At 69.9% G+C, this 19,482-nt stretch carries 19 protein-coding genes and 1 tRNA gene; 12 read left to right on the forward strand and 8 right to left on the reverse strand.

Features of this window, described 5'->3' with window-relative positions; translation table 11 throughout:
- Positions 1–24: 24 nt before the first annotated feature.
- Positions 25–1,011, forward strand: a complete 987-nt coding sequence (locus BOSE125_RS10865; protein ID WP_371300592.1) for a DNA-3-methyladenine glycosylase — start codon at positions 25–27, stop codon at positions 1,009–1,011.
- Here BOSE125_RS10865 and BOSE125_RS10870 read toward each other — a convergent pair whose 3' ends face one another.
- Positions 1,012–1,398: a co-chaperone YbbN gene (locus BOSE125_RS10870; RefSeq protein WP_159552466.1), complete on the reverse strand. Its 387-nt coding sequence runs from the start codon at positions 1,396–1,398 to the stop codon at positions 1,012–1,014.
- 204 nt (positions 1,399–1,602) lie between these two features.
- Here BOSE125_RS10870 and BOSE125_RS10875 point away from each other — a divergent pair, with 204 nt between their 5' ends.
- Together BOSE125_RS10875 and BOSE125_RS10880 are read left to right on the forward strand one after the other, a co-directional pair.
- Complete coding sequence (locus BOSE125_RS10875; RefSeq protein WP_159552468.1) at positions 1,603–2,100, forward strand: hypothetical protein; 498 nt, start codon at positions 1,603–1,605, stop codon at positions 2,098–2,100.
- Between the two features lie 48 nt (positions 2,101–2,148).
- The gene (locus BOSE125_RS10880; RefSeq protein ID WP_159552470.1) at positions 2,149–3,081 is read left to right on the forward strand and encodes an NADP-dependent oxidoreductase; all 933 of its coding nucleotides are present in this window, start codon (positions 2,149–2,151) and stop codon (positions 3,079–3,081) included.
- Between the two features lie 58 nt (positions 3,082–3,139).
- Here BOSE125_RS10880 and BOSE125_RS10885 read toward each other — a convergent pair.
- A tRNA-Tyr gene (locus tag BOSE125_RS10885) sits at positions 3,140–3,221 on the reverse strand.
- A gap of 240 nt (positions 3,222–3,461) precedes the next feature.
- Between BOSE125_RS10885 and BOSE125_RS10890 the strand changes: the two genes are divergently transcribed.
- Entirely contained in the window at positions 3,462–3,950 is a 489-nt protein-coding gene (locus BOSE125_RS10890; protein ID WP_159552472.1) for a YajQ family cyclic di-GMP-binding protein, read from the forward strand.
- A 28-nt stretch (positions 3,951–3,978) separates the two neighbouring features.
- A complete protein-coding gene (locus BOSE125_RS10895; protein ID WP_159552474.1) occupies positions 3,979–4,467 on the forward strand; it encodes a hypothetical protein in 489 nt (162 codons plus the stop codon).
- A gap of 30 nt (positions 4,468–4,497) precedes the next feature.
- Here BOSE125_RS10895 and htpX read toward each other — a convergent pair whose 3' ends face one another.
- The 5 genes from htpX to BOSE125_RS10920 form a co-directional block, all read right to left on the reverse strand.
- Positions 4,498–5,367, reverse strand: coding sequence for a zinc metalloprotease HtpX (htpX, locus tag BOSE125_RS10900; RefSeq protein WP_159552476.1), 870 nt, complete (start codon positions 5,365–5,367; stop codon positions 4,498–4,500).
- 104 nt (positions 5,368–5,471) lie between these two features.
- Positions 5,472–6,782, reverse strand: coding sequence for an MFS transporter (locus BOSE125_RS10905; RefSeq protein ID WP_159552478.1), 1,311 nt, complete (start codon positions 6,780–6,782; stop codon positions 5,472–5,474).
- Positions 6,782–8,179 carry an FAD-dependent oxidoreductase gene (locus BOSE125_RS10910; protein WP_159552480.1) on the reverse strand — a complete coding sequence of 466 codons (1,398 nt, stop codon included), beginning with the start codon at positions 8,177–8,179 and terminating at the stop codon, positions 6,782–6,784. Before BOSE125_RS10910 ends, BOSE125_RS10905 begins: the two co-directional genes overlap by 1 nt.
- 242 nt (positions 8,180–8,421) lie before the next feature.
- Positions 8,422–8,721 (reverse strand): hypothetical protein, encoded by a 300-nt coding sequence (locus BOSE125_RS10915; RefSeq protein WP_159552482.1) that lies wholly within the window; start codon positions 8,719–8,721, stop codon positions 8,422–8,424.
- A 75-nt stretch (positions 8,722–8,796) separates the two neighbouring features.
- Positions 8,797–9,162 (reverse strand): hypothetical protein, encoded by a 366-nt coding sequence (locus BOSE125_RS10920; RefSeq protein WP_159552484.1) that lies wholly within the window; start codon positions 9,160–9,162, stop codon positions 8,797–8,799.
- A 274-nt stretch (positions 9,163–9,436) separates the two neighbouring features.
- Here BOSE125_RS10920 and BOSE125_RS10925 point away from each other — a divergent pair, with 274 nt between their 5' ends.
- Genes BOSE125_RS10925 through BOSE125_RS10955 form a run of 7 tightly spaced genes read left to right on the forward strand, consistent with a single transcriptional unit; the run spans position 9,437 to position 18,332 of the window.
- Entirely contained in the window at positions 9,437–9,862 is a 426-nt protein-coding gene (locus BOSE125_RS10925) for a hypothetical protein (protein ID WP_159552486.1), read from the forward strand.
- Position 9,863: 1 nt separating this feature from the next.
- Positions 9,864–11,216, forward strand: a complete 1,353-nt coding sequence (eccD, locus tag BOSE125_RS10930) for a type VII secretion integral membrane protein EccD (RefSeq protein ID WP_159552488.1) — start codon at positions 9,864–9,866, stop codon at positions 11,214–11,216.
- Positions 11,216–12,313, forward strand: a complete 1,098-nt coding sequence (locus BOSE125_RS10935) for a hypothetical protein (RefSeq protein ID WP_159552490.1) — start codon at positions 11,216–11,218, stop codon at positions 12,311–12,313. The genes eccD and BOSE125_RS10935 overlap by 1 nt, the downstream gene beginning before the upstream one ends.
- Positions 12,310–16,374, forward strand: coding sequence for a type VII secretion protein EccCa (gene eccCa / locus BOSE125_RS10940; RefSeq protein WP_159552494.1), 4,065 nt, complete (start codon positions 12,310–12,312; stop codon positions 16,372–16,374). Before BOSE125_RS10935 ends, eccCa begins: the two co-directional genes overlap by 4 nt.
- Positions 16,371–17,312, forward strand: a complete 942-nt coding sequence (gene rarD, locus BOSE125_RS10945; protein ID WP_159552495.1) for an EamA family transporter RarD — start codon at positions 16,371–16,373, stop codon at positions 17,310–17,312. The genes eccCa and rarD overlap by 4 nt, the downstream gene beginning before the upstream one ends.
- A 22-nt stretch (positions 17,313–17,334) precedes the next feature.
- Positions 17,335–17,850 (forward strand): hypothetical protein, encoded by a 516-nt coding sequence (locus BOSE125_RS10950; protein WP_159552497.1) that lies wholly within the window; start codon positions 17,335–17,337, stop codon positions 17,848–17,850.
- Entirely contained in the window at positions 17,847–18,332 is a 486-nt protein-coding gene (locus tag BOSE125_RS10955) for an HIT family protein (RefSeq protein ID WP_159552498.1), read from the forward strand. Before BOSE125_RS10950 ends, BOSE125_RS10955 begins: the two co-directional genes overlap by 4 nt.
- Positions 18,333–18,380: 48 nt before the next feature.
- Here BOSE125_RS10955 and BOSE125_RS10960 read toward each other — a convergent pair whose 3' ends face one another.
- Entirely contained in the window at positions 18,381–19,436 is a 1,056-nt protein-coding gene (locus BOSE125_RS10960) for a polyprenyl synthetase family protein (RefSeq protein ID WP_236558175.1), read from the reverse strand.
- Between the last annotated feature and the right edge of the window lie 46 nt (positions 19,437–19,482).

Genomic DNA, 19,482 nt, shown 5'->3' on the forward strand with positions numbered 1-19,482 from the left:
CACTCGACGCGGGACAATGGCAGGGTGTTAGGTTCCCTGCCCACCCCGGACGCCACCATGGTCTTGGAGCCCGGCGTCCCCGTGGACGTGCGCCTGACCCTGGGCGTCCTGCAGCGCGGACATGCCGATCCCACCGTGCAGTCCCGCCCCGATGGCGTCTGGCTCTGCTACCGCGTACCGGGCTCGGGTGATCCGGTGACGGTGCTCGTCCGGCCGGCGCCCTCGGCGCTGGTCCCGGGTCCGGTCCCAGTGCTCGCGTGGGGCCCTGGAGCCCCGGCCGCGGTGGCGGACGCACACCGGCTGCTGGGGCTCGACGACGACTGGTCGGCCTTCGATGCGCTCCTCGCCCCGCGCTCAGCAGGGGTCTCGGGGGCAGCCGCTCTTCCGCATGCGGTGGCACAGGCCCGCCGTGCGAACCCCGGGCTGCGGCTGCCGGCCACCGGGAGGATGGTGGACCAGCTGCTGACCGTGGTCCTGGAGCAGAAGGTCACCCATGACCAGGCCCGGTCCGGGTGGCGCTGGCTGGTGCGGGGCTTCGGCGAGGCGGCCCCGGCTCCGGCGCCACCGGGCATGTTGTTGCCGCCGACCGCCCACGCCGTCCGGCGCATCCCCAGTTGGGCGTGGCACGCCGGCTGGGTCCAGCCCGCACAGTCGAGGGCGATGCTGCGGGTGGCCGAGCGGGCGAGCGCCCTGGAACGGCTGGCCGGCCAACCCGCGGGAGTCGCCGCCGAGACGTTGACCACCGTACCGGGGATCGGCGTCTGGACGGCCGCGGAGACCGTCCAGCGGACCCATGGGGCCCCGGACACGGTGGCCGTGGGTGACTACCACCTGGCCCATCATGTGGGCGAGGCGCTGACCGGCCGGCGCACGGATGATGCCGGGATGCTGCGGCTGCTGGAGCCGTGGGCCGGCCACCGGCAGCGCGTGGTCCGGCTCGTCGGCCTGTCCGGCATCCGGTTCCGCCGGTTCGGTCCGCGGCTGGCACCGGCGGACCACCGGCGGCGATAGTCAGTTCTGATCGGTGTTCTGGTCGGGATTCTGGTTCTGGGCGACCTTCTCCCGGACCTCGTCCATGTCCAGTCCCTTGACTGCCGTGACGAGCTCCTGCAGCTGGGTGGCGTTGACGGCGCCGGGCTGGGCGTAGACCAGGACCTTGTCCCGGAATGCCATGAGGGTCGGGATCGAGGTGATGTTCGCGGCGGCGGCGAGGCCCCGCTCGGCCTCGGTGTCGACCTTGCCGAACACGATGTCCGGGTGCTCGCCGGACACCTGCTCGTAGACCGGGGCGAATTGCTTGCAGGGTCCGCACCAGCCGGCCCAGAAGTCGACGAAGACGATGTCATTCTCGGTGATGGTCTGTTCGAATCCGGCTTCGGTGATCTCGGTGGTTGCCATGCCTTCCACCCTAACGGCCGACGGCCGGGCCGCGGGAGCCGGATCCACAGACGACGGATCACTCCTCCACAGCGTCCGACTGCCTCGCGCGTTGCCCACGGTTGGCCCCCGGGCCCCTGATGCGGGGCCGGCCGGCTTCCTAGCGTCGGATCATCCGGTCAGCAGAAGACCTGCCCATTGGACCGACCAGCCGAGGAGAACCCGATGTCACACGACGTCCCGCAGCAACCGCGCCGTTCCGAACGGCGCCCATCCCCACAACGGCCGAGATCGGCGCCCCACCCCAAACACGGCCCGTCCGGCCCGGGGCGCATGGCGCCCGGCCGGCGTACGACCGTCATGGTGGTGGTGGACCGAGAGGAGCCGGAGCACGCCCTGCGCGAGTCCATGGAGTGGGTGCAGGCGTTCGAGCGGGACTGCGGGCTGGTCCTGGACACGGATGCCACGGAGCTCTACGGGGTGGCACTGGCGGCGGACCTCAAGGACTCACTCCAGCCGCCCCGGGACGGTTCCGTGGCCGACTATCTCGATTTCATCTGCGTGGACGGCCGCTGGTTGAATCCTGGTGACTGCCCGGTTGCCCCACCCGATTCGAACGAGGCCCCGGCCTGGGCGTGGGCTTACTACGAGTCCGTCATGGGGGCCCCGGATCACGCCTATTGCACCATCTGGGACCTGATGCCCCTGCCCATGGCGGCGTGAGTCACACTGAGGCGGAATAATCCTCAGGGAGATCCGGTTGCGCGAGTTATGCGAGCCATTGGAATCCATGAACCAGGAACACCGGACGCCCTGCAGGTCGTTGACCTGCACCAACCTGCCGTTGCGGAGGGAGAGGTACGGATCCGCGTCCATGCGGCCGCCGTCAATCCGACGGACACCCTGCTCCGATCCGGACAACGGGACCTGTCCGGGCAGCCTCGACCCCTGGTCCCCGGAATGGATGTCGCCGGGGTACTGGAGGAGATCGGGCCCGGCACCGAGACCCCGCTCCGCGTGGGTGACGCGGTCATGGCGATCGTCGTGCCGCGCGGCACCCACGGCGCCTACGCGGAACAGGTGGTCGTGCCCGCCGAGTCCGTGGCCGCCGCTCCACGGGACACCAGCCACCTGGAGGCCAGCACCCTGCCCATGAACGGGCTCACCGCACGGTTGGCCTTGGACACCCTCGATCTGCCGTCCGGCAGCGTCATCGCCGTCACCGGGGCGGCGGGTGCCATGGGCGGATACGCGGTCCAACTGGCGAAGGCGGACGGGCTGACCGTCGTCGCCGATGCCGCCGAGAAGGACCAGGAGCTGGTCGCCAGCCTGGGGGCCGACGTCGTGCTGTCCCGCGGCGATGGATTCGCCGGCCGCGTTCGTGAGCGGTACCCCGACGGCGTGGACGGAGCCGTCGACGGAGCGATGCTGCACGCCGCCGTCGCCCCCGCCGTCCGGGATGATGGCACCGTCATCACCATCCGGGGCTACGACGAGCCGGGCGAACGCGGTGTCAGGTTCCAGCCGATCCTGGTCGCGGACTATGCCCGGGAACAGCAGAAGCTGGACACGCTCAGGCAACAGGTGGAGGACGGCCTGGTGAGCCTGCGGGTGGCCGCGTCCCTGCCGAAGGAACAGGCCCCGGAGGCCCATCGACGGCTGGAGGCCGGCGGCGTCCGTGGGCGACTGGTACTGAGCTTCTGAAGATCCCGGAAACGAGAAAACCGCGGGAGTCTGGTGACTCCCGCGGTTTTCCGCGGTGTGGCAGATACTGGATTCGAACCAGTGAAGGCAATGCCAGCTGATTTACAGTCAGCCCCCTTTGGCCGCTCGGGTAATCTGCCGCGGCCCCTCCCGTACGAAAGTGGTCTGAACCAGTCCGTTCGGTCGGCGACAACTCACTTTACCGGAGCTGGGCCAGGATTTCGAATCGGCGCTTTCGTCCCACCGTCATGTCCGCTCTCGCCCGGGCACCGGCCCGGTATGCCACGGCACCCGGGCCCACCGGTAGGCTGTCCGCGAGGAACGTCCCACCCAAGTCCACCGCCCTCTCATCGCGGCGGACACAACAGTGAAGAGGAGCCATGGCCAGCGATTCGACGTTTGATGTGGTCAGCAAGGTCGACAAGCAGGAGATCAGCAATGCCCTGAACCAGGCCCAGAAGGAGATAGCCCAGCGCTATGACTTCAAGGGCGTGGGCGCGGAGGTCGATTTCAGCGGCGAGTCCATCCTGATGAAGGCCGCCTCCGAGGAGCGCGTCAAGGCCGTCCTGGACGTCTTCCAGTCCAAGCTGGTCAAGCGCGGCATCTCCCTGAAATCCCTGGAGGCCGGCGAACCCTACGCCTCGGGCAAGGAGTACCGCATGGAGGCGACCATCAAGGAGGGCATCGACCAGCCCACCGCCAAGAAGATCACCAAGCTGATCCGCGATGAGGGCCCGAAATCCGTCAAGGCCGCCATCCAGGGCGACGAGCTCCGCGTCTCCTCCAAGTCCCGCGACGACCTGCAGGCCACCATGGCCATGCTCAAGGACTTCGAGGACGCCGACCTGCAGTTCATCAACTTCCGCTGAGAAGCCCGCTCGACCGACCGAGGACACCATGCTCTACCTGATCACCCCCGACGGCTTCGTCAGCACCCTGCAGGCATCCCTCGGCGACGTGCTCGTGGACGCCCGCCGTGGCCGACCCCTGGCCCGGCAGGCCTGGGTGGCACAGGACCCCGGCCTGGCGGGCGTCTCCGCGGAGACCGTCCTGGCCGTGGCCCTGCGCCACGGCCTGGACGGGGGCATCGGCCTCGTCGTGCACGGCGGCTTCATCGACCAGGTCCTGGAACCCGAGCGATTGCGGGCCGTGGAACGAAACCAGAACCGTATCGCGGCGCAATTGGCCGCGATCGCGCCGGAACCGCGCTTTGAGGACCGCGACTGGCACCGCCAGCAGCGGTCCATCGCCGAGGAGGCACGGCAGGCGGCCGGCGGTTCGATCCGTCAGGCCGAGAAGACGGCCGACGAGGTGCTGTCCGCCTCAGTGAAGGACCATCTGGCTCGCGCCTGGGAACGCGCTGGCGGGCTCCTGCCCACATCCTGAGGCGGGCTGGCGGCCTGCCACGTCAAGCGGTCAGGCCTGGCCCAGCTCCCGAGCCATGCCCTCGAGGCGCTTGACCCGCTCGTTCATGGGCGGGTGCGTGGAGAACATCTTCTTCACGTTCCGGAACGGGTTGGCAATCATCAGGTGCGCGGTGTTCTGCAGCCGCTGTTCGGACGGCAGCGGAGCGGCCTGGATGCCATTCTGCAGTTTGTAGAGGGCCGAGGCCAGGGCAAGCGGATCTCCGGTGAGCCGGGCGCCGTCCTCATCCGCGTCGTACTCCCGGGTCCGGGAGATCGACATCTGGATGAGCGAGGCCGCGAGCGGGGCCAGCAGTGCCAGCGCGATCATCGCCAGGGGGTTCGCCCCGCGATTGTCCCGTCCAGCTCCGAAGAACAGCATGAACTGGGCCACCGAGGTGATGACGCCGGCCACGGCGGCCGCCATGGAGGACGTCAGGATGTCCCGGTTGTAGACGTGCATCAGCTCATGTCCCAGCACCCCGCGCAGTTCACGCGCATTGAGCATCTGCAGGATCCCCTCGGTGCAGCACACGGCGGAATTCTGTGGATTGCGGCCCGTGGCGAAGGCGTTGGGCGAGGCACTCGGAGCCACGTAGAGCCGCGGCATCGGCTGCTGGGCCGCCTCGGAGAGTTCGCGGACGATCCGGTACATCTCCGGCTGCTCCTGCTCGGTGACCGGATAGGCGCGCATGGAACGGATCGCGATCTTGTCACTGTTCCAGTAGCTGTACGCCGTGGTCGCCACACCGATGACGGCGAAGACCCCGATCCACACGGCCCGACCGGTCCCGGCCGCGATGACACCGCCGATGGCCAACAGCACGGCGAACAGGCCGGCGAACAGCAGGGTGGTCTTCAGTCCGTTGTAATGCCGGTGCATCCGGGGGCGGTCCTTCCATGGGGCGCAGAAAACTGAGGGACGGTCGATCAGACGTCAGTGGGTACAACGTACGGCACTGGCCGGACATTCCGGGCGCGAGGTGCTCAGGGAACGGGGTGGCGGGAGTCGTACTTCAGGAAGCCGGGCTGCCAGCGCATCAGGGCGCTGACCCCGAGCACGCAGAGCACCCCGCCGGCCATGAGCGTCACCGGCTCGGTCAGCAGCTCGGCGGCGCCCCCGGTCAGCATCTCCCCCACCCGCGGCCCGCCGGCCACCACCACGATGAAGACGCCCTGGAGCCGCCCTCGCAGATGGTCCGGGGTGGCCGACTGCAGGATGGTGTTGCGGAAGACCGAGGAGACGGAGTCGGCGCAGCCGGCCAGGGCCAGGAAGGCCGCGGCGCCCCACAGGTAGTGCTGGGGCTCGCCGCCGGAGGCCCCGGAACGGGCCGCCAGATAGACCACCACGCCGAACCCGGCCACGGAAAGCCCCCAGGCGACGATGGCCCAGTACACCGCCGCCCCGTGCCGGACGATGCGCGTCAGGGGCCCGGAGAACAGCCCCGTGAGGAAGGCGCCGAGGGCCATGGCCGCCAGCAGGATCCCGACGGCGGCCTCCCCGCCGCCCAGCACCACCGCGCCGATCGCAGGCAGCAACGCCCGCGGGAAGGCGGTGGCCATCGCGACGATGTCGGCGATGAAGGTCATCCTCAGGTTCGGGCGGGAGCCCAGGAAGCGGAACCCCTCCACCACGGAGCCCCAGCCGACCCGGCGCCTAACCCCGGCCGAGCCAGCCGAGCCAGCACCGTCCTGCCGCTGCGGTGGCAGGGAGGGCAAGCGCCAGACGGCATAGAGAGCAGCCAGGAAGGTCACCACGTCCACGGAGTACGTCCAGGCGTAGCCGACCTGGGCCACCAGAACGCCGGCGAACAGCGGCCCGACCATCATGGCCACCGAGAACGTCATCATGTTCAGGGCGTTGGCGGCCGGCAGCAGCTTGAGGCCCACGAGGGCGGGGATGATGGCCCCACGGGTGGGTTGGTTGATGCCGGAGGCCCCGGAATGGACAGCCACCAACACGTACAGCACCCACACGCTCTCCAGCCCCAGCCAGGCCTGGGCCGCGATCAGGAGGGCGGTCAGCCACAGCACGGAGGAGGAGGCCAGGGCGAGCTTGCGCCGGTCCATGTGGTCGGCCACAGCCCCGCCGTAGAGCCCGGCCACCACCAGCGGCACCAGGGCGAACGCGCCCAGCATCCCGACGGCCAGCGACGAGCCGGTGAGGTGGAAGACCTCGAGGCTGACCGCCACCAGGGTCAGCTGGGTGCCGATCGCGGACAGCGAGTTGCCGATCCACAGCCGGCGGTAGGCGGGGCTGACCCGCAGAGGGGTGAGATCTGCGAGCAGCCGCGCCATCAGCCGCGGCTGATGCGGGTCATGTCCTCACGGGGAACCACCTTGACGCGCTCACGCTGCACGGGACCGGAGCCGGTGGCGGTGGCACCGAGGCCGAGCTCATGCTCGTCCAGCTTCAGCCAGCCCTCCCAGGTGGTGTATTCGATGCCGCGCGATTCCAGCAGGTCGAGGACCGCCTGCTCATCCGGGTTCGCCGCGGACCACAGGTCCGGCTGGTCCTCGAGCATGCAGCCGATGGTCTCCAGGGCGTCGCCCTTGGTGTGGCCGATCAGGCCCACCGGGCCGCGCTTGATCCAGCCGGAGGCGTACAGGCCGGGCACCGGGGCGCCGTGCTCGTCCAGGATGCGGCCGGCGTCGTTGGGGATGACACCCTTGCGCTCGTCGTAGCCGAGCCCGGGCACGGGGGAACCGTGGTAGCCGATGGCCCGGTACACGGCCTGGACCGGGTAGTCGATGTACTCGCCCGTGCCCTTGACGTTGCCGGTGCCGTCCAGCTCCATGCGCTCCATCCGCAGGCCGGCGACCTGGCCGGCGTCGTCCCCCTCACCGGCGAGGATCTCCACCGGCTGCTGCAGGAAATGCAGGTGCAGGCGGCGCGAGGCGCCGGAGTCCTGGTCCTCGACGAGCCAATTGGTGAGGGTGCCGACCATGGTCTTGACCTGGTTGTTCGTCGCTGCCAACTGCTCCGAGGCCTCATCGAACTCGAAGTCCTCCGGGTACAGCACGATGTCCACGTCCTTGGAGTGCGCCAGCTCGCGCAGCTCGAGTGGCGTGAACTTCACCTGGGCGGGTCCGCGGCGGCCGAAGACGTGCACGTCCGTGACCGGGGAGGACTTGAGACCCTCGTAGACGTTCTCCGGGATCTCGGTGACCAGCAGGTCGTCGGCGTGCTTGGAGAGCATGCGGGCCACATCCAGGGCCACGTTGCCGTTGCCGATCACCGCGACCTCCTTCGCGGTCAGCGGCCACTGGCGCGGCACGTCCGGATGGCCGTCATACCAGGAGACGAAGTCGGCGCCGCCGAAGGAGCCCTCGAGGTCCACGCCGGGGACGGACAGGTCTGCGTCCCGGACAGCGCCGGTGGAGAAGACGATGGCGTCATAGTGCTCGCGCAGGTCCTCCAGGGTGAGGTCCGCGCCGAAGTCCACGCCACCGATGAAGCGGATGTCCCCGCGGTCCATGACCTTGTGCAGGGCCTTGACGATTCCCTTGATCCTCGGGTGGTCCGGAGCCACTCCATAGCGGATGAGTCCGTAGGGGGCCGGGTAGCGGTCGAAGAGGTCGATGCTGACCTCGAAGTCCCGCTCGGCCTTGGTCAGCAGGTCTGCCGTATACACGCCGGCCGGTCCGGCACCGATGATGGCGAGGCGGAGGGGGCGGGTGGGGGCAGAGGTCACTGGTCGTCCAATCGGCTGGGCTCGGCGGTGGCGGGCAGGCCACCAGCGGACCATTCTACCGATGCCTTCGGAATACGCATGAGGGGCGTGATGGAATGCACGTTCTCCGGTGAACGCGTGACCTGCCCTGGACGTCATGTCGACTCGTTGCCGACTCGTCGCCGACTCGTTAAAGTCCAGAGGACCGGCCCCACGCGGGCCGGCCCCCTGATGGTACGCCGCGAGGGGCGCGTCAGCTGTGGTCAGCCGCCCATGCCGCCGACGGCGACACCGGCCGCTCGAGCGGCTTCCGAAGCGGTGACGTCGTTCTTCTCCATGAGGTCCTTGGCCTCGCGGACGAGGTCGCGAACCTGCTCGCAGGCGTTGAGCCACTTGGCCTCCACGCCGGAGAGTTCCTCCGAGGTGTTGGTGGCCTCGTAGTTCTCCTCCACGTAGGCCTTCTGCTGCTCGCGGTCGCCCAGGATGCCCTCGATGCGGTCGGCGATCTGGCCGACCTCCCACTCGTAGGCGGCTGATGCTCCGGCGTCATACTTGATAACCATGGTCTAGTCCTTTCGGGGTCCGGGTGTCCCGGCAAATCTGAAGGGCGAAATCTGAAATGGGTGTGGCAGGGAAGATCAGGCCATGGAGCCGCCGCCACCGCCACCGGTGCCGCCCCAGGAGAGCTCGAGGTTGTCGCCGCCGGCGGCGTTGGCGTCGTCCACCGTGGTCTCCTCGGAGATGTTGTACGCCTTGTAGAGTTCGCCCTGGCCGGCGTTGATCAGGGACAGGGCCTCGACCAGGGTGCCCTGGCACTCGTTGACCTTGACCATGAAGTTGTTGTAGGCGGTAGCGCCGGAGCCCTTGAAGGTCTCCTTCAGCGAGACGACCGCCTTCTCGAGGTTCTGCACCTCGATGACCAGCAGCTCTCCGGAGTCACCGGAGTCACGGGCGGCCTTCTCGAACGTCTCCAGGCCCTCTGTGAGCTCTAGCTTGTCATTCATGTTCATCCCCTTGTGGTGATCAGTCTCGGACCGGTGGTCCGCGGTTGGTGTGCCTGACGTGTGCCCTGTTCGGCAACCCGCCGGCCCGATGACTCCATAGTTCTGCCTGGGACGGACTCCGGTCAACCGGATCAGATGGGTAGAACTCCCCATGCACATCCGGTGCCGTTGTTTCCGCCGCCGTCCAAACACTGGAATGATGTGGGAGGTCACGGCGCCGGGATGCGCCGCACCAGGACGAGCCCGGCGCGTACCGGGGAAAGGGGGACCGCCCATGGCCATGGATTTCGACTCGCAGCTCATCGAGTCGGTCGAGGTTCGGCGCAATCGGCTCAACGCGTCCTTCCTGTTCGGGCTGAACCCCACCGAGCGCCGGTGGAAGGACCGCACCAACTCCTTCGTCTACGGACTGATCATCGCGGCCCTGATCTGCGCCTTCTGCGTGGCACTCTCCTTCGTCATCAACATCCTCACGAACTACATCAACGATCGCAACGAACGCGACCAGCAACGCGAGCAACAGGAGCTGGAGCGTCAGCAGATGGAGCAGGACGGACAGCCCCAGGGCACCAGCCGGCACCCCGAGTTCTCGGGTGCCCCGGTCTCCCCCGCTGCCACGGCGATGCTCATGTCCCTGCCCGTCTCACAATCTTCCGCTCCGCAGGCTGACACCCTTCCGCCGACCCCCTGGAGGTCCTGACGTGCCCAGCCCCTACACGCGAGTCTCCCTGGTCGGTCAGCGGCGCAACGCGGACCTCCTGCTGCCCTCGGACACTCCGCTCGGAGCCCTGATGCCCCAGATCCTGGACGTGCTGGACGACCGTCCGGACGACTCCCTCGGGGCCAAGCTGCTGGTCCGGCCCGATGGCGGGGAGCTGCCCGCGGGGCAGACCCTGGGCGAGACCGGCGTGCTCGACGGCGAGCGGCTGCGTCTGGTCTCCCGCACCGAGGCCCCGCCCTCCCCGATCGTCTACGACCTCAATGACACCGTGTCAGACCACACGGAGGCCGTTCCGGGCCGGTGGTCCCCGGTGTACCGCTTCATCATCTGCGGCTTCCTGGCCGCCGTGGGATCCTGGCTCGCCATCACCGGGCTGCTGGAGGCGTTTGCGCCGGAGCAGCAGCACTGGATCGCACTCGGACTGGCCGCTGTGGCCTTCGTGGTGGCAACCACGGTCTCCGCCCCGGGGCGCCAGCAGGCGGTAGCGGCCACCCTCGCTGGAGCCGGGACCCTCTTCGCCATCACCGGTCTGGTGGGACTGGAGCTGCCGGAGCCGTGGTCCTTCATCGCGCTCGCCGGACTGGCCGCCGTCGTGCAGGGGGTCCTGGGCTTCATCGTCAACCGGCCCCTGTCCATGTTCATCTCCGCCGCGGTGACCGGCGTGCTGGTGGCCGTCTGGGCCGTGGCCCCGGCGATCTCCGTGTGGGCGATCGGAGATCGGAGCGCCGATCCGTTGGTCGGCGCGGCAGCCATCGCCGGCATCGTCACCCTGCTGGTGCTGGGAATGCTCCCCCAGATCGCCCTCGGCGTCTCCGGCCTGGCCGGGATGGACGACCGGCATGCCAACGGGGCCGCCGTACTGCGCCGCGACGTGGCGACCGCCATCGACTCCGCGCACGGGGGCCTCGTCTCCAGCGCCATCGTCTGTGCCGGCTCGGCCGCCCTGTCCGTGTGGCTGGTGGGCGGGGACACCCTGGCCTACCCCTTCTCCCTGCCGCTGCTCGCCTGCCTCGTCCTCGCGCTGGGCCTGCGTGCCCGCTCCTTCCCCCTGGCCGCCGAGCGCATCCCGCTGTACCTGGCCACCGGGCTCGGCGTCCTCGCCCTGATCCGGGTGGCCACGGGCTTCCTCCCGGACTACGAGAGCGCCTTCCTGGCCGCGCTCCTCGTGCTGGCCCTCGTGATCGGGGCCGGCCTGTCCGTCGACCTGCCCGAACACTCGCAGGCCCGGATGCGCAAGACCGGGGACACCATCGAGGCCATCGCCCTGCTCGCCCCCATCCCGCTGCTCATCGGCTACTACGGGATCTACGCCACCCTGTTGGAGACCTTCTGATGTCCTCTGCACCCCTGGACCCCTGGAACGACGCCGGCCCCGCCCCCTCCCGGCCCCGTCCCGGTTCCGGCTCCGGCCGAACGGACGGCGGCGAGGTGCAGTGGTCCAGCCGGTCCGATCTGCGGCGGGACGTCCACCGCGCCCAGGACGATCCCGACACCGGGTTCGAGTCCGTGGCCTCCCGGGTGCAGCGTGACTACTCGCGCCGGCCGGCCCTGTCCCTATGGACCCGCGGCTGGCGGGCCCTCGGCGGCCTGTGGGGCCACGACCGCAGCGGTGAGCGGCTGGCGGCCTCGGGGAAGATCGTCCAGTCCCCCGTCACCACGGGGCGCCGCCTGGCCGTGGTCTCCCTGCGTGGCGGTGCGGGCAAGACCACGGTGGCGGCCCTGGCCGCTTCGACCTTCGCCGCCCTGCGCCCCGAGCCCGTGGCCGCCCTCGACCTGGACCCGGCCTGTGGATCCCTGGCGTTGCGCCTCGGCAACGCTCCCGCCCGAGGAGCGGACCAACTCGCCGCCGACCTGACGGCCTTGGACTCCACCACCTTCGACGCCGTGGCCTCCCGGATGGCCCTGGGCCGGAACGACCTGTACTACACCGGGCCCCGGGTCGCCGGCGGACCCCTGGGCGAGGCGGCCGCCACCACGCTGCTGTCCGGGTTGTCCCGGTACTTCCCGGTCACCGTGATCGACTGCCCCACCGGACCGGAGCACCCGGACACGGCGGCTACCCTCACCCGGGCGCACGCCGCCGTCTTCGTGGTGCCGGCCACGGCCGCGGCCGTCGACGAGGCCGCCGGCTACCTGCGCCACTGGCAGGCCGATCCGTTCCTCTCCGCCATCCCGGTGGTCGCCGCCGTCGTCGGTACCGACCGTGACGCGGTGCTGGACCCGCTGGCCCAGGCCGCGGCCCTGACCCGCACCGGTGTGGGTGCCGTGGCCCTCCGTCACGACCGCCACATCGCCGGCGGGGTGGGGATCTCCCTGCCGCTGATCCGGCCGGAGAACCGGCTGGCCGCCGCCGAACTGACGGCACAGGCGCTCGCAGCGGCGAACTCCTCCGGTGCCCCGGCACCGGCGGCGAGGGGACTGGTCTGGTGACGCAGAGGATCATCCACCGCCCGGCCCGCACCTCGGCACCGGCCCGCCTGTACCGGCCCTTCCGGATCGAGGGCCCCCAGCCACTGGACCCGGCGGCAGCTGAGGGCGAGAGCAACGCGGGCTTCCTGCGCATCATGCCGATGTTCGCTGCGGGCGCGTCCATGATGGTCATGATGACCTTCCGCCAGAGCCCGTTCGCGGCCGTCGGGGCCATCGCCATGATGCTCTCCCTCATCGTGGCCGTGGTGATGATGTTCTCGCAGCGGGGTAAGGCCGGCCGGCTGCGGAAGACGGTGCGGGACACCTATGCCCGGTACCTGGAGCGGACGCGGGTCAGGCTGCGGGATGACGAGCAGCGGGCCCAGCTGGCGGCCCGGGCCTCCTCCCCGCCCCCGGCCGCCCTGTTCGACATCGTCCGTGACCCCGCCCGGGTGTGGGAGCGGCGGCGCTACCACGAGGATTTCCTGCGGATGCGCCTCGGCTCGGGACGCCGCCCCACCCGGGAGATCGACATCTCCCTGACCGAGACCTCCACCGCGCTGCAGGACGAGTTCATGCTGCGTGAGGCCGAGGCCCTCAAGAGCAGGTTCGAGGTGGCCCCGGACATGCCGGTGACCGTTCCCCTCGACTCGGCGGGCAACATCTCCCTGGTGGGCCCCCGGGACCTGACCGTCCAGGTGGTCCGCTCGCTGGTGGCCGGTGCGGCCGCCCTGCAGTCCCCGGAGGACGTGCGGATCGCCCTCATCACGCCACGGGCCACCCGCGCGGACTGGGACTGGCTCGAGCTGCTCCCCCACTTGGATGACAACGCGGCCAAGCACTTCACCGGTCCGGTCAAGCTGATCGCCCCGGACCCCGAGGCCCTGGTGGACCTGCTGAACGAGGACCTGCAGTACCGCTCCAAGGTGGCCGGTGAGCACACCAAGTTCGGCGAGGAGACGCTCAAGGGCCCGGCCCTGCTCTCACGGCTCATCGTGATCGTGGACCGCTACGGCCACACCTCCGCGGACCTGACCTTCGGCGACTCGCACTTCAGCCTGCAGTCCCGCGGGATCACCGCCGTCCACCTGTGCGAGAACCGTCTCCACGAGCCCTCCGAGGTCTCCTACCGGATCACCGTGCACGACGGCTTGGAAGGCCGGCAGGACGACGGACGACCCAGATTCCTGCTGGAGGACCGCACCCGGGACCAGGGCAACCCGGTGCGCACCGAGGGTGTCCTGGACCCGCTGGACACCAGCACCGCCTCGGGGCTGGTCCGCGAGCTGGCACCGCTGCGCCTGGCCCTGGACTCCCTGGAGCACACCGGCGCCGAGGCGGCGTCCTCCTCCTCGTTCCTGCAGATGCTGCACCTCTCCCCGGCACTGGACCGGGCCGACGTCGAGCGCAATTGGCGGCCGCGCTCCCAGGCCGACTTCCTCCGGGTCCCGCTGGGGCCGGACGACAAGGGCAAGCCGGTGCTGCTGGACCTCAAGGAGGCCGCCCAGCTCGGGATGGGTCCGCACGGGCTCTGCGTCGGCGCCACCGGCTCCGGCAAGTCCGAGATGCTGCGCTCGCTGGTGTTCGGCCTGTTGACCACCCACTCCCCGGACAGCCTGGCCATGGTGCTGGTGGACTTCAAGGGCGGCGCCACCTTCGCCCCGTTCGAGGGCGCTCCTCATGTCACCGGCATCATCACGAACCTCTCCGACGACCTGACCCTGATCGAACGCGTCTACGCGTCGCTGAACGGCGAGATCCTGCGCCGGCAGGAGGTCCTCAAGGCCGCCGGCAACATCGCCAACATCACCGATTACCAGATCCACCGTGACGAGGAGCGGTCCAAGGGCAGGGACATCGAGCCCCTGCCGCATCTGGTCGTCATCATCGACGAGTTCGGCGAGTTGCTCACCGCCCGTCCGGACTTCATCGACCTGTTCCTCTCGATCGGTCGCATCGGCCGCTCCATCGGCGTGCACCTGCTGCTGAGCTCGCAACGCGTGGAGTCCGGCAAGCTCCGCGGCCTGGAGACATACCTGTCCTACCGGATCGGCCTGCGCACCCTCTCCGAGTCCGAGTCCCGCACCGTGCTGGACACCCCGGACGCCTTCCACCTGCCGCCGCTGCCCGGCTACGGCTATCTCAAGGTGGACACCACCGTCTACTCCCGCTTCAAGTCCGGCTACGTCTCCGGCCCGCTGGAGGACGAGGTCATCGAGGAGCACGAGGTGACGCCGCAGGACGAGATCCCCGAGGTGCTCTCCGCGCCCGAGTACTCCCTCCTCCTGGAGGAGCGCTCGACGGCCCCCGGCCAGGATCAGGCTCCGGCCCCGAAGAAGGACGGCCCGGCCCGGCGCACCACGGGACCGACCGTGATGTCCACGATGATGGACACCCTGCGGACCTACCCGCCGTCCGTGAAGCCGATCTGGCTGCCGCCGCTGCCGATGGAGACCACCCTGGACCGGGTCGTCGGCGAGCCGAAGAACACCGAGGGCGGCCTGCGGCTGCCCGCCGGCGGGAACCTCACCGTGCCGGTCGGACTGCTGGATGACCCGGCGCGGCAGTGGCAGGGCCTGTGGGAGATCGACTTCACGTCTGGTTCGGGGAACATGATCGTCCACGGCGGCCCCCAGTCCGGCAAGTCGACGGCCCTGCGGACCATCGTGGCCTCCTTGGCGCTGACCCACTCGCCCCAGCAGGTCGGCATCTACTGCATCGACCTGCTCGGTTCCGGCCTGCTGCCGCTGCAGGGTCTGCCCCACGTGGGCGGGGTGGCCATCCGGACCAACACCGAGGTCATCTCCCGGACCGTGGACGAGATCCTGGGGATGCTCTCCCACCGCGAACGCGTCTTCGAGAAGCACGCCATCGACTCACTGCAGACCATGCGCCGGATGCACGCCGAGGGACGGCTGCCCGAGCTGCCCAGCGCGGACATCTTCCTGGTGGTGGACGGCCACGGTCAGTTCCAGGAGGAGTTCGACGACCTGCTGCCCAAGATCGTCTCGATCATGACCCGTGGCGCCGGCTACGGCATCCACATCATCTCCTCCGTGAACCGGAACAACGAGATCCGGGCCACCCATCAGACCTACTTCACACACCGGATCGAGTTGGCCCTCGCGGAGCCGGGCGACTCACAGGTCGACCGCAAGCTGGCTGCCAACGTCCACCCGGAGGCCCCCGGCCGCGGCCTGACTCCCCTGAAGCTCCAGGGCCACCTGGCCCTGCCGCGGATCGACGGCCAGGCCGAGAGGGAGTCGGCCACGGACGGCTTGAAGGACCTCGTGGAGCAGGTGGGCCGGTTCTCCACCGGTGCCGCCATGAAGGTCCGCGTCCTGCCGCCCGTGGTGGAGGCCTCCTCGGTCCCCACCTCGGAGCAGAAGGGCCTGTTCCCGCTGGGGTTGCGTGAGCTGGACCTGGGCGTCCAGCAGCTGGACCTGGAGCGAGCGGACCGGAACCTGATCGTCATGGGAGACGAGGAGGCCGGCAAGACCAACCTCCTGCGCCAGGTGGTCCAGAGCTTCACCGCGAACCACCGGGACGACGAGCTGATGTTCGTGGTGTTCGATCCGCGCCGCGGGCTGGGGGACGTCGTCCCGGACGACTACCTGGGCGGCTACGCCACCAATGCCGAGGTGGCGAAGAACCTGGTGGGAGCCGTGGTCAACGAACTCCGCAAGCGGCAGGACCCCAAAGAGGACCAGAAGACGGTGCAGCGCCAGACGCGCATCGTGGCTCTGATCGACGACTACGACGTCCTGACGGTCGGCGGCGGCCAGTCTCCCCTCGGCGGATTCGTCCCGTTCATCCCCATGGCCGCCGAGCTGCGGCTGAACTTCGTCCTGACCCGCCGCGTGCGGGGCGCCTCCCGCGGCATGTATGAGACGTTCTTCTCCACCCTGCGGGACAACGGGACCTCGGCGCTGATCATGTCCGGTGACAAGCGCGAGGGCAACCTCATCAACGGCCTCAAGGCCCGCAAGATGCCCCCCGGCCGCGGGCAGCTGATGATGACGGGCAAGCCGGTGATGACGGTGCAGACGTTCTTCGGCGAGCTCGGCGACCTGCCGGCGTGACCGCCTCCGCTCCCGCCGCCGGTCGCACCCCACGCCCCGTCACCCCGGCCGGGCTCGCCTACGGTGCCGGGGCGTACACGTTCTGGGGCGGGCTGCCGCTGTACATGGCGGCCACGGCCCCTGCCTCCGCCCTCGAGGTGGTCTTCGCCCGGATCGCCTTCACGCTCGTCACCTGCGCCGTGCTGCTCTTCGCCCTGCGGCGCTGGCGCGACGTCGGCCGGCAGTTGGGCAGCGGGCGGCGCCTGGGCGCCACCGCCCTGGCCTCCGTGCTCATCACCGGCAACTGGGCGATCTACACCTACGCCGTGATCTCCGGCCAGACCCTTGAGGCGGCCCTGGGGTACTTCATCAACCCGCTGGTCTCCGTGCTGGCCGGCGTCGTCCTGTTCGGGGAGCGGCTCCGGCGGGCCCAATGGGCGGCCGTCGCCCTGTCCGTCACGGCCGTGGTGGTCATGGTGGTCGGGCACGGGGCGTTCCCGTGGCTCGCGATCCTGCTCGCCCTCACCTTCGGCGGCTACGGCGTGGTCAAGAGCCGGCTGTCCACCGCGGTCAGCCCGGTTGCCTCCCTGGGGGCCGAGACGATCCTGCTGATGCCGGTGAGCCTGGCCGGGATGTGGTGGCTGGCGACCTCGGACCAGATGACGCTGCTCTCCCACGGGGCCGGGCACTTCTGGATCCTGGCCCTGTCCGGGGTGGTGACGGCCATTCCGCTGATCCTTTTCGGGGCGGGCGCCAGCCGGTTGCCCCTGACCCTGCTGGGGCTGCTGCAGTACATCAACCCGCTGATCCAGTTCCTCATCGGCCTGCTGCTGTTCCAGGAGGCCATGAGCACCGGCCGGTGGATCGGCTTCATCCTCATCTGGTGTGCCCTGGTGGTGCTCATGGTGGACTCATTGCGGGCGGCCCGGCGGAATCCCCGGCCGCGCCACGGCCCGTAGGAGGGGACCCTAGACTGGAGGCATGCCCGCAGACTCCTCCGCTCCCGCCGTCTTCCTCCCGACCTTTCAGAAGCTCGTCCCCACCCACCTGGAAACGCCGTGGACTGCCGAGGACGGACTCGGCGCCGGGGAACTGGAGGCCCTGCTGGAGGCCTCGCCCGCTGCCGAGGCCGCACGGGAGGCCAACGGTGAATCCGACGGCGTGCCGATCCCACTCTCCCTCTACGAGTTCCACCGTGCCCTGGGCAACTGCCCGGACCTGCTGGAGACCGACCACTTCTTCTTCGACGCCGATGAGCTGGAGATCCGGGACGGCTTCCTGATGTTCCTCGAGGACGCCGGGGAGAGCACCGTCTGGGGCCTGCCCGTGGCGGATGCCGAGCTGCCGGACCCGCTGGTCTGGCGCCGCTCCACCGGGGCGGACGCCGAACACGGCGTGTGGACGTGTGAGGGCGGGACCTTCAGCGAGTTCGCGGTGGACCTGCTCGCCTGGACCTTCGAAGACCCCGAGGATCCCGAGAACCCCGGGAACGAATGATCGCCTCCCACGCCCCCGAGGGCTATGTGTGCCCCTTCTGCGGCCTGGTGGCCGGTGACGTCTCCGATCCGGAGAACCGCTGCGAGCTCGCCGACCTCGTCTACCAGGACGAGGACGTCATCGTCTTCATCGCGGTGGACGGCTTCGGCGACCACGAGGGCCACGCCATGATCTCCCCCAGCGGGCACTACGAGACGTTGTACGACCTCCCCGACCGGGTGCTGCAGCGGATCGGGCTGATGGCCCGCCAGGTGGCGCTGGCCATGAAGCAGGCGTGGTCCCCGGATGGCGTCTCCACCCGCCAGCACAACGAGCCCGCCGGGAACCAGCACGTGTGGCACTACCACCTGCACGTGTTCCCGCGCTGGCACGAGGACCAGCTCTACCGGCACCTGCGCCACCCGGTGGCCCCGGAGGTGCGGGCGGCCAAGGCCCGAGAACTGGCGGCCGTGCTCGACGCCGGCCCCACCCGCCTGCCCTAGACCACGAGCGGGGCGTCTGGTCGGTCGTCCGGTCGGTCGCTCGTTCGGTCAGTTGTCGCGGTCGACCACGTAGTCGGCGAAGGCCACGAGGGCGCTCTTGACCGGTGAGGCCGGCAGCGGCGCCAGGGCCTCCACGGCGTCCGCGGACCAGCCACGGGTGATGTCCCAGGCCTGCGCGATCACCGGGTGCGCGGAGACGGCGGCCACCGCTGCGGCCAGCTGCTCCTCGGTGTCCAGGGGGCCGTCCACCAGTTCGAGGACGGCGGCCGCCGTCGCATCGGCCGGGGCTGCCTGGCGCAGCAGCAGCACCGGCAGCGTGGGCACCCGTTCCTTGAGGTCGGTGCCCGGGGTCTTGCCGGAGGCGTGGGAGCTGCTGGTGAGGTCGATGACGTCGTCCGCCAGCTGGAAGGCCATGCCGACCTTCTCGCCGTAGTCCTCGAGGATCCGCACGGTGGTCTCGTCGCAGCCGCCGAAGTGGGCGCCCAGGCGCCCGGCGGAGGCGATCAGCGAACCGGTCTTGCCGCCGATCACGCGCAGGTAGTGCTCCAGGTGGTCGTCCTGTTCCTCCGGGCCCACGGTCTCCCAGAGCTGGCCCATGACCAGCCGCTCGAAGGTGCGCGCCTGGATGGCCACGGCTTCGGGGCCGAGCGAGGCCATCAGCAGTGAGGCCCGCGCGAAGATCAGGTCGCCGGCCAGGATGGCCACCGAGTTGCCCCACACCTGGTGGGCGGCGGGGGCGCCACGGCGCACGGGGGCCTCGTCCATGACATCGTCGTGGTACAGGGTCGCCAGGTGCGTCAGCTCCATCACGACGGCGGCCGAGCGGACCTCCGCGGCCACCTCGCCGACCTGCCCCGTGCCGACCCCGGGCTCACCCAGCAGCGAGGACAGGATGGTCAGCAGGGGGCGGATCCGCTTGCCACCGGCCTCCAGCAGGTGCCGAGAGGTGTGATCCGCCAGCTGGTCCGCGTTGGTGACGGCCTCGGACAGCTCGAGTTCAACGCGCTCAAGGGCGGTGGTGACCACGTCGAGCAGGTCGCCGTGCTCCGCGAGGTTCTCGAAACCGGCGGGCAGGGCCAGGCCGCCGACGGGGTCACCGGGGATGCCGGAGGAGACGCCGGTGGAGACGTCAGCGCGGGATACGGGCTCG

The organism is Citricoccus sp. K5, from assembly GCF_902506195.1.
In the GTDB taxonomy this organism is placed as follows: domain Bacteria; phylum Actinomycetota; class Actinomycetes; order Actinomycetales; family Micrococcaceae; genus Citricoccus.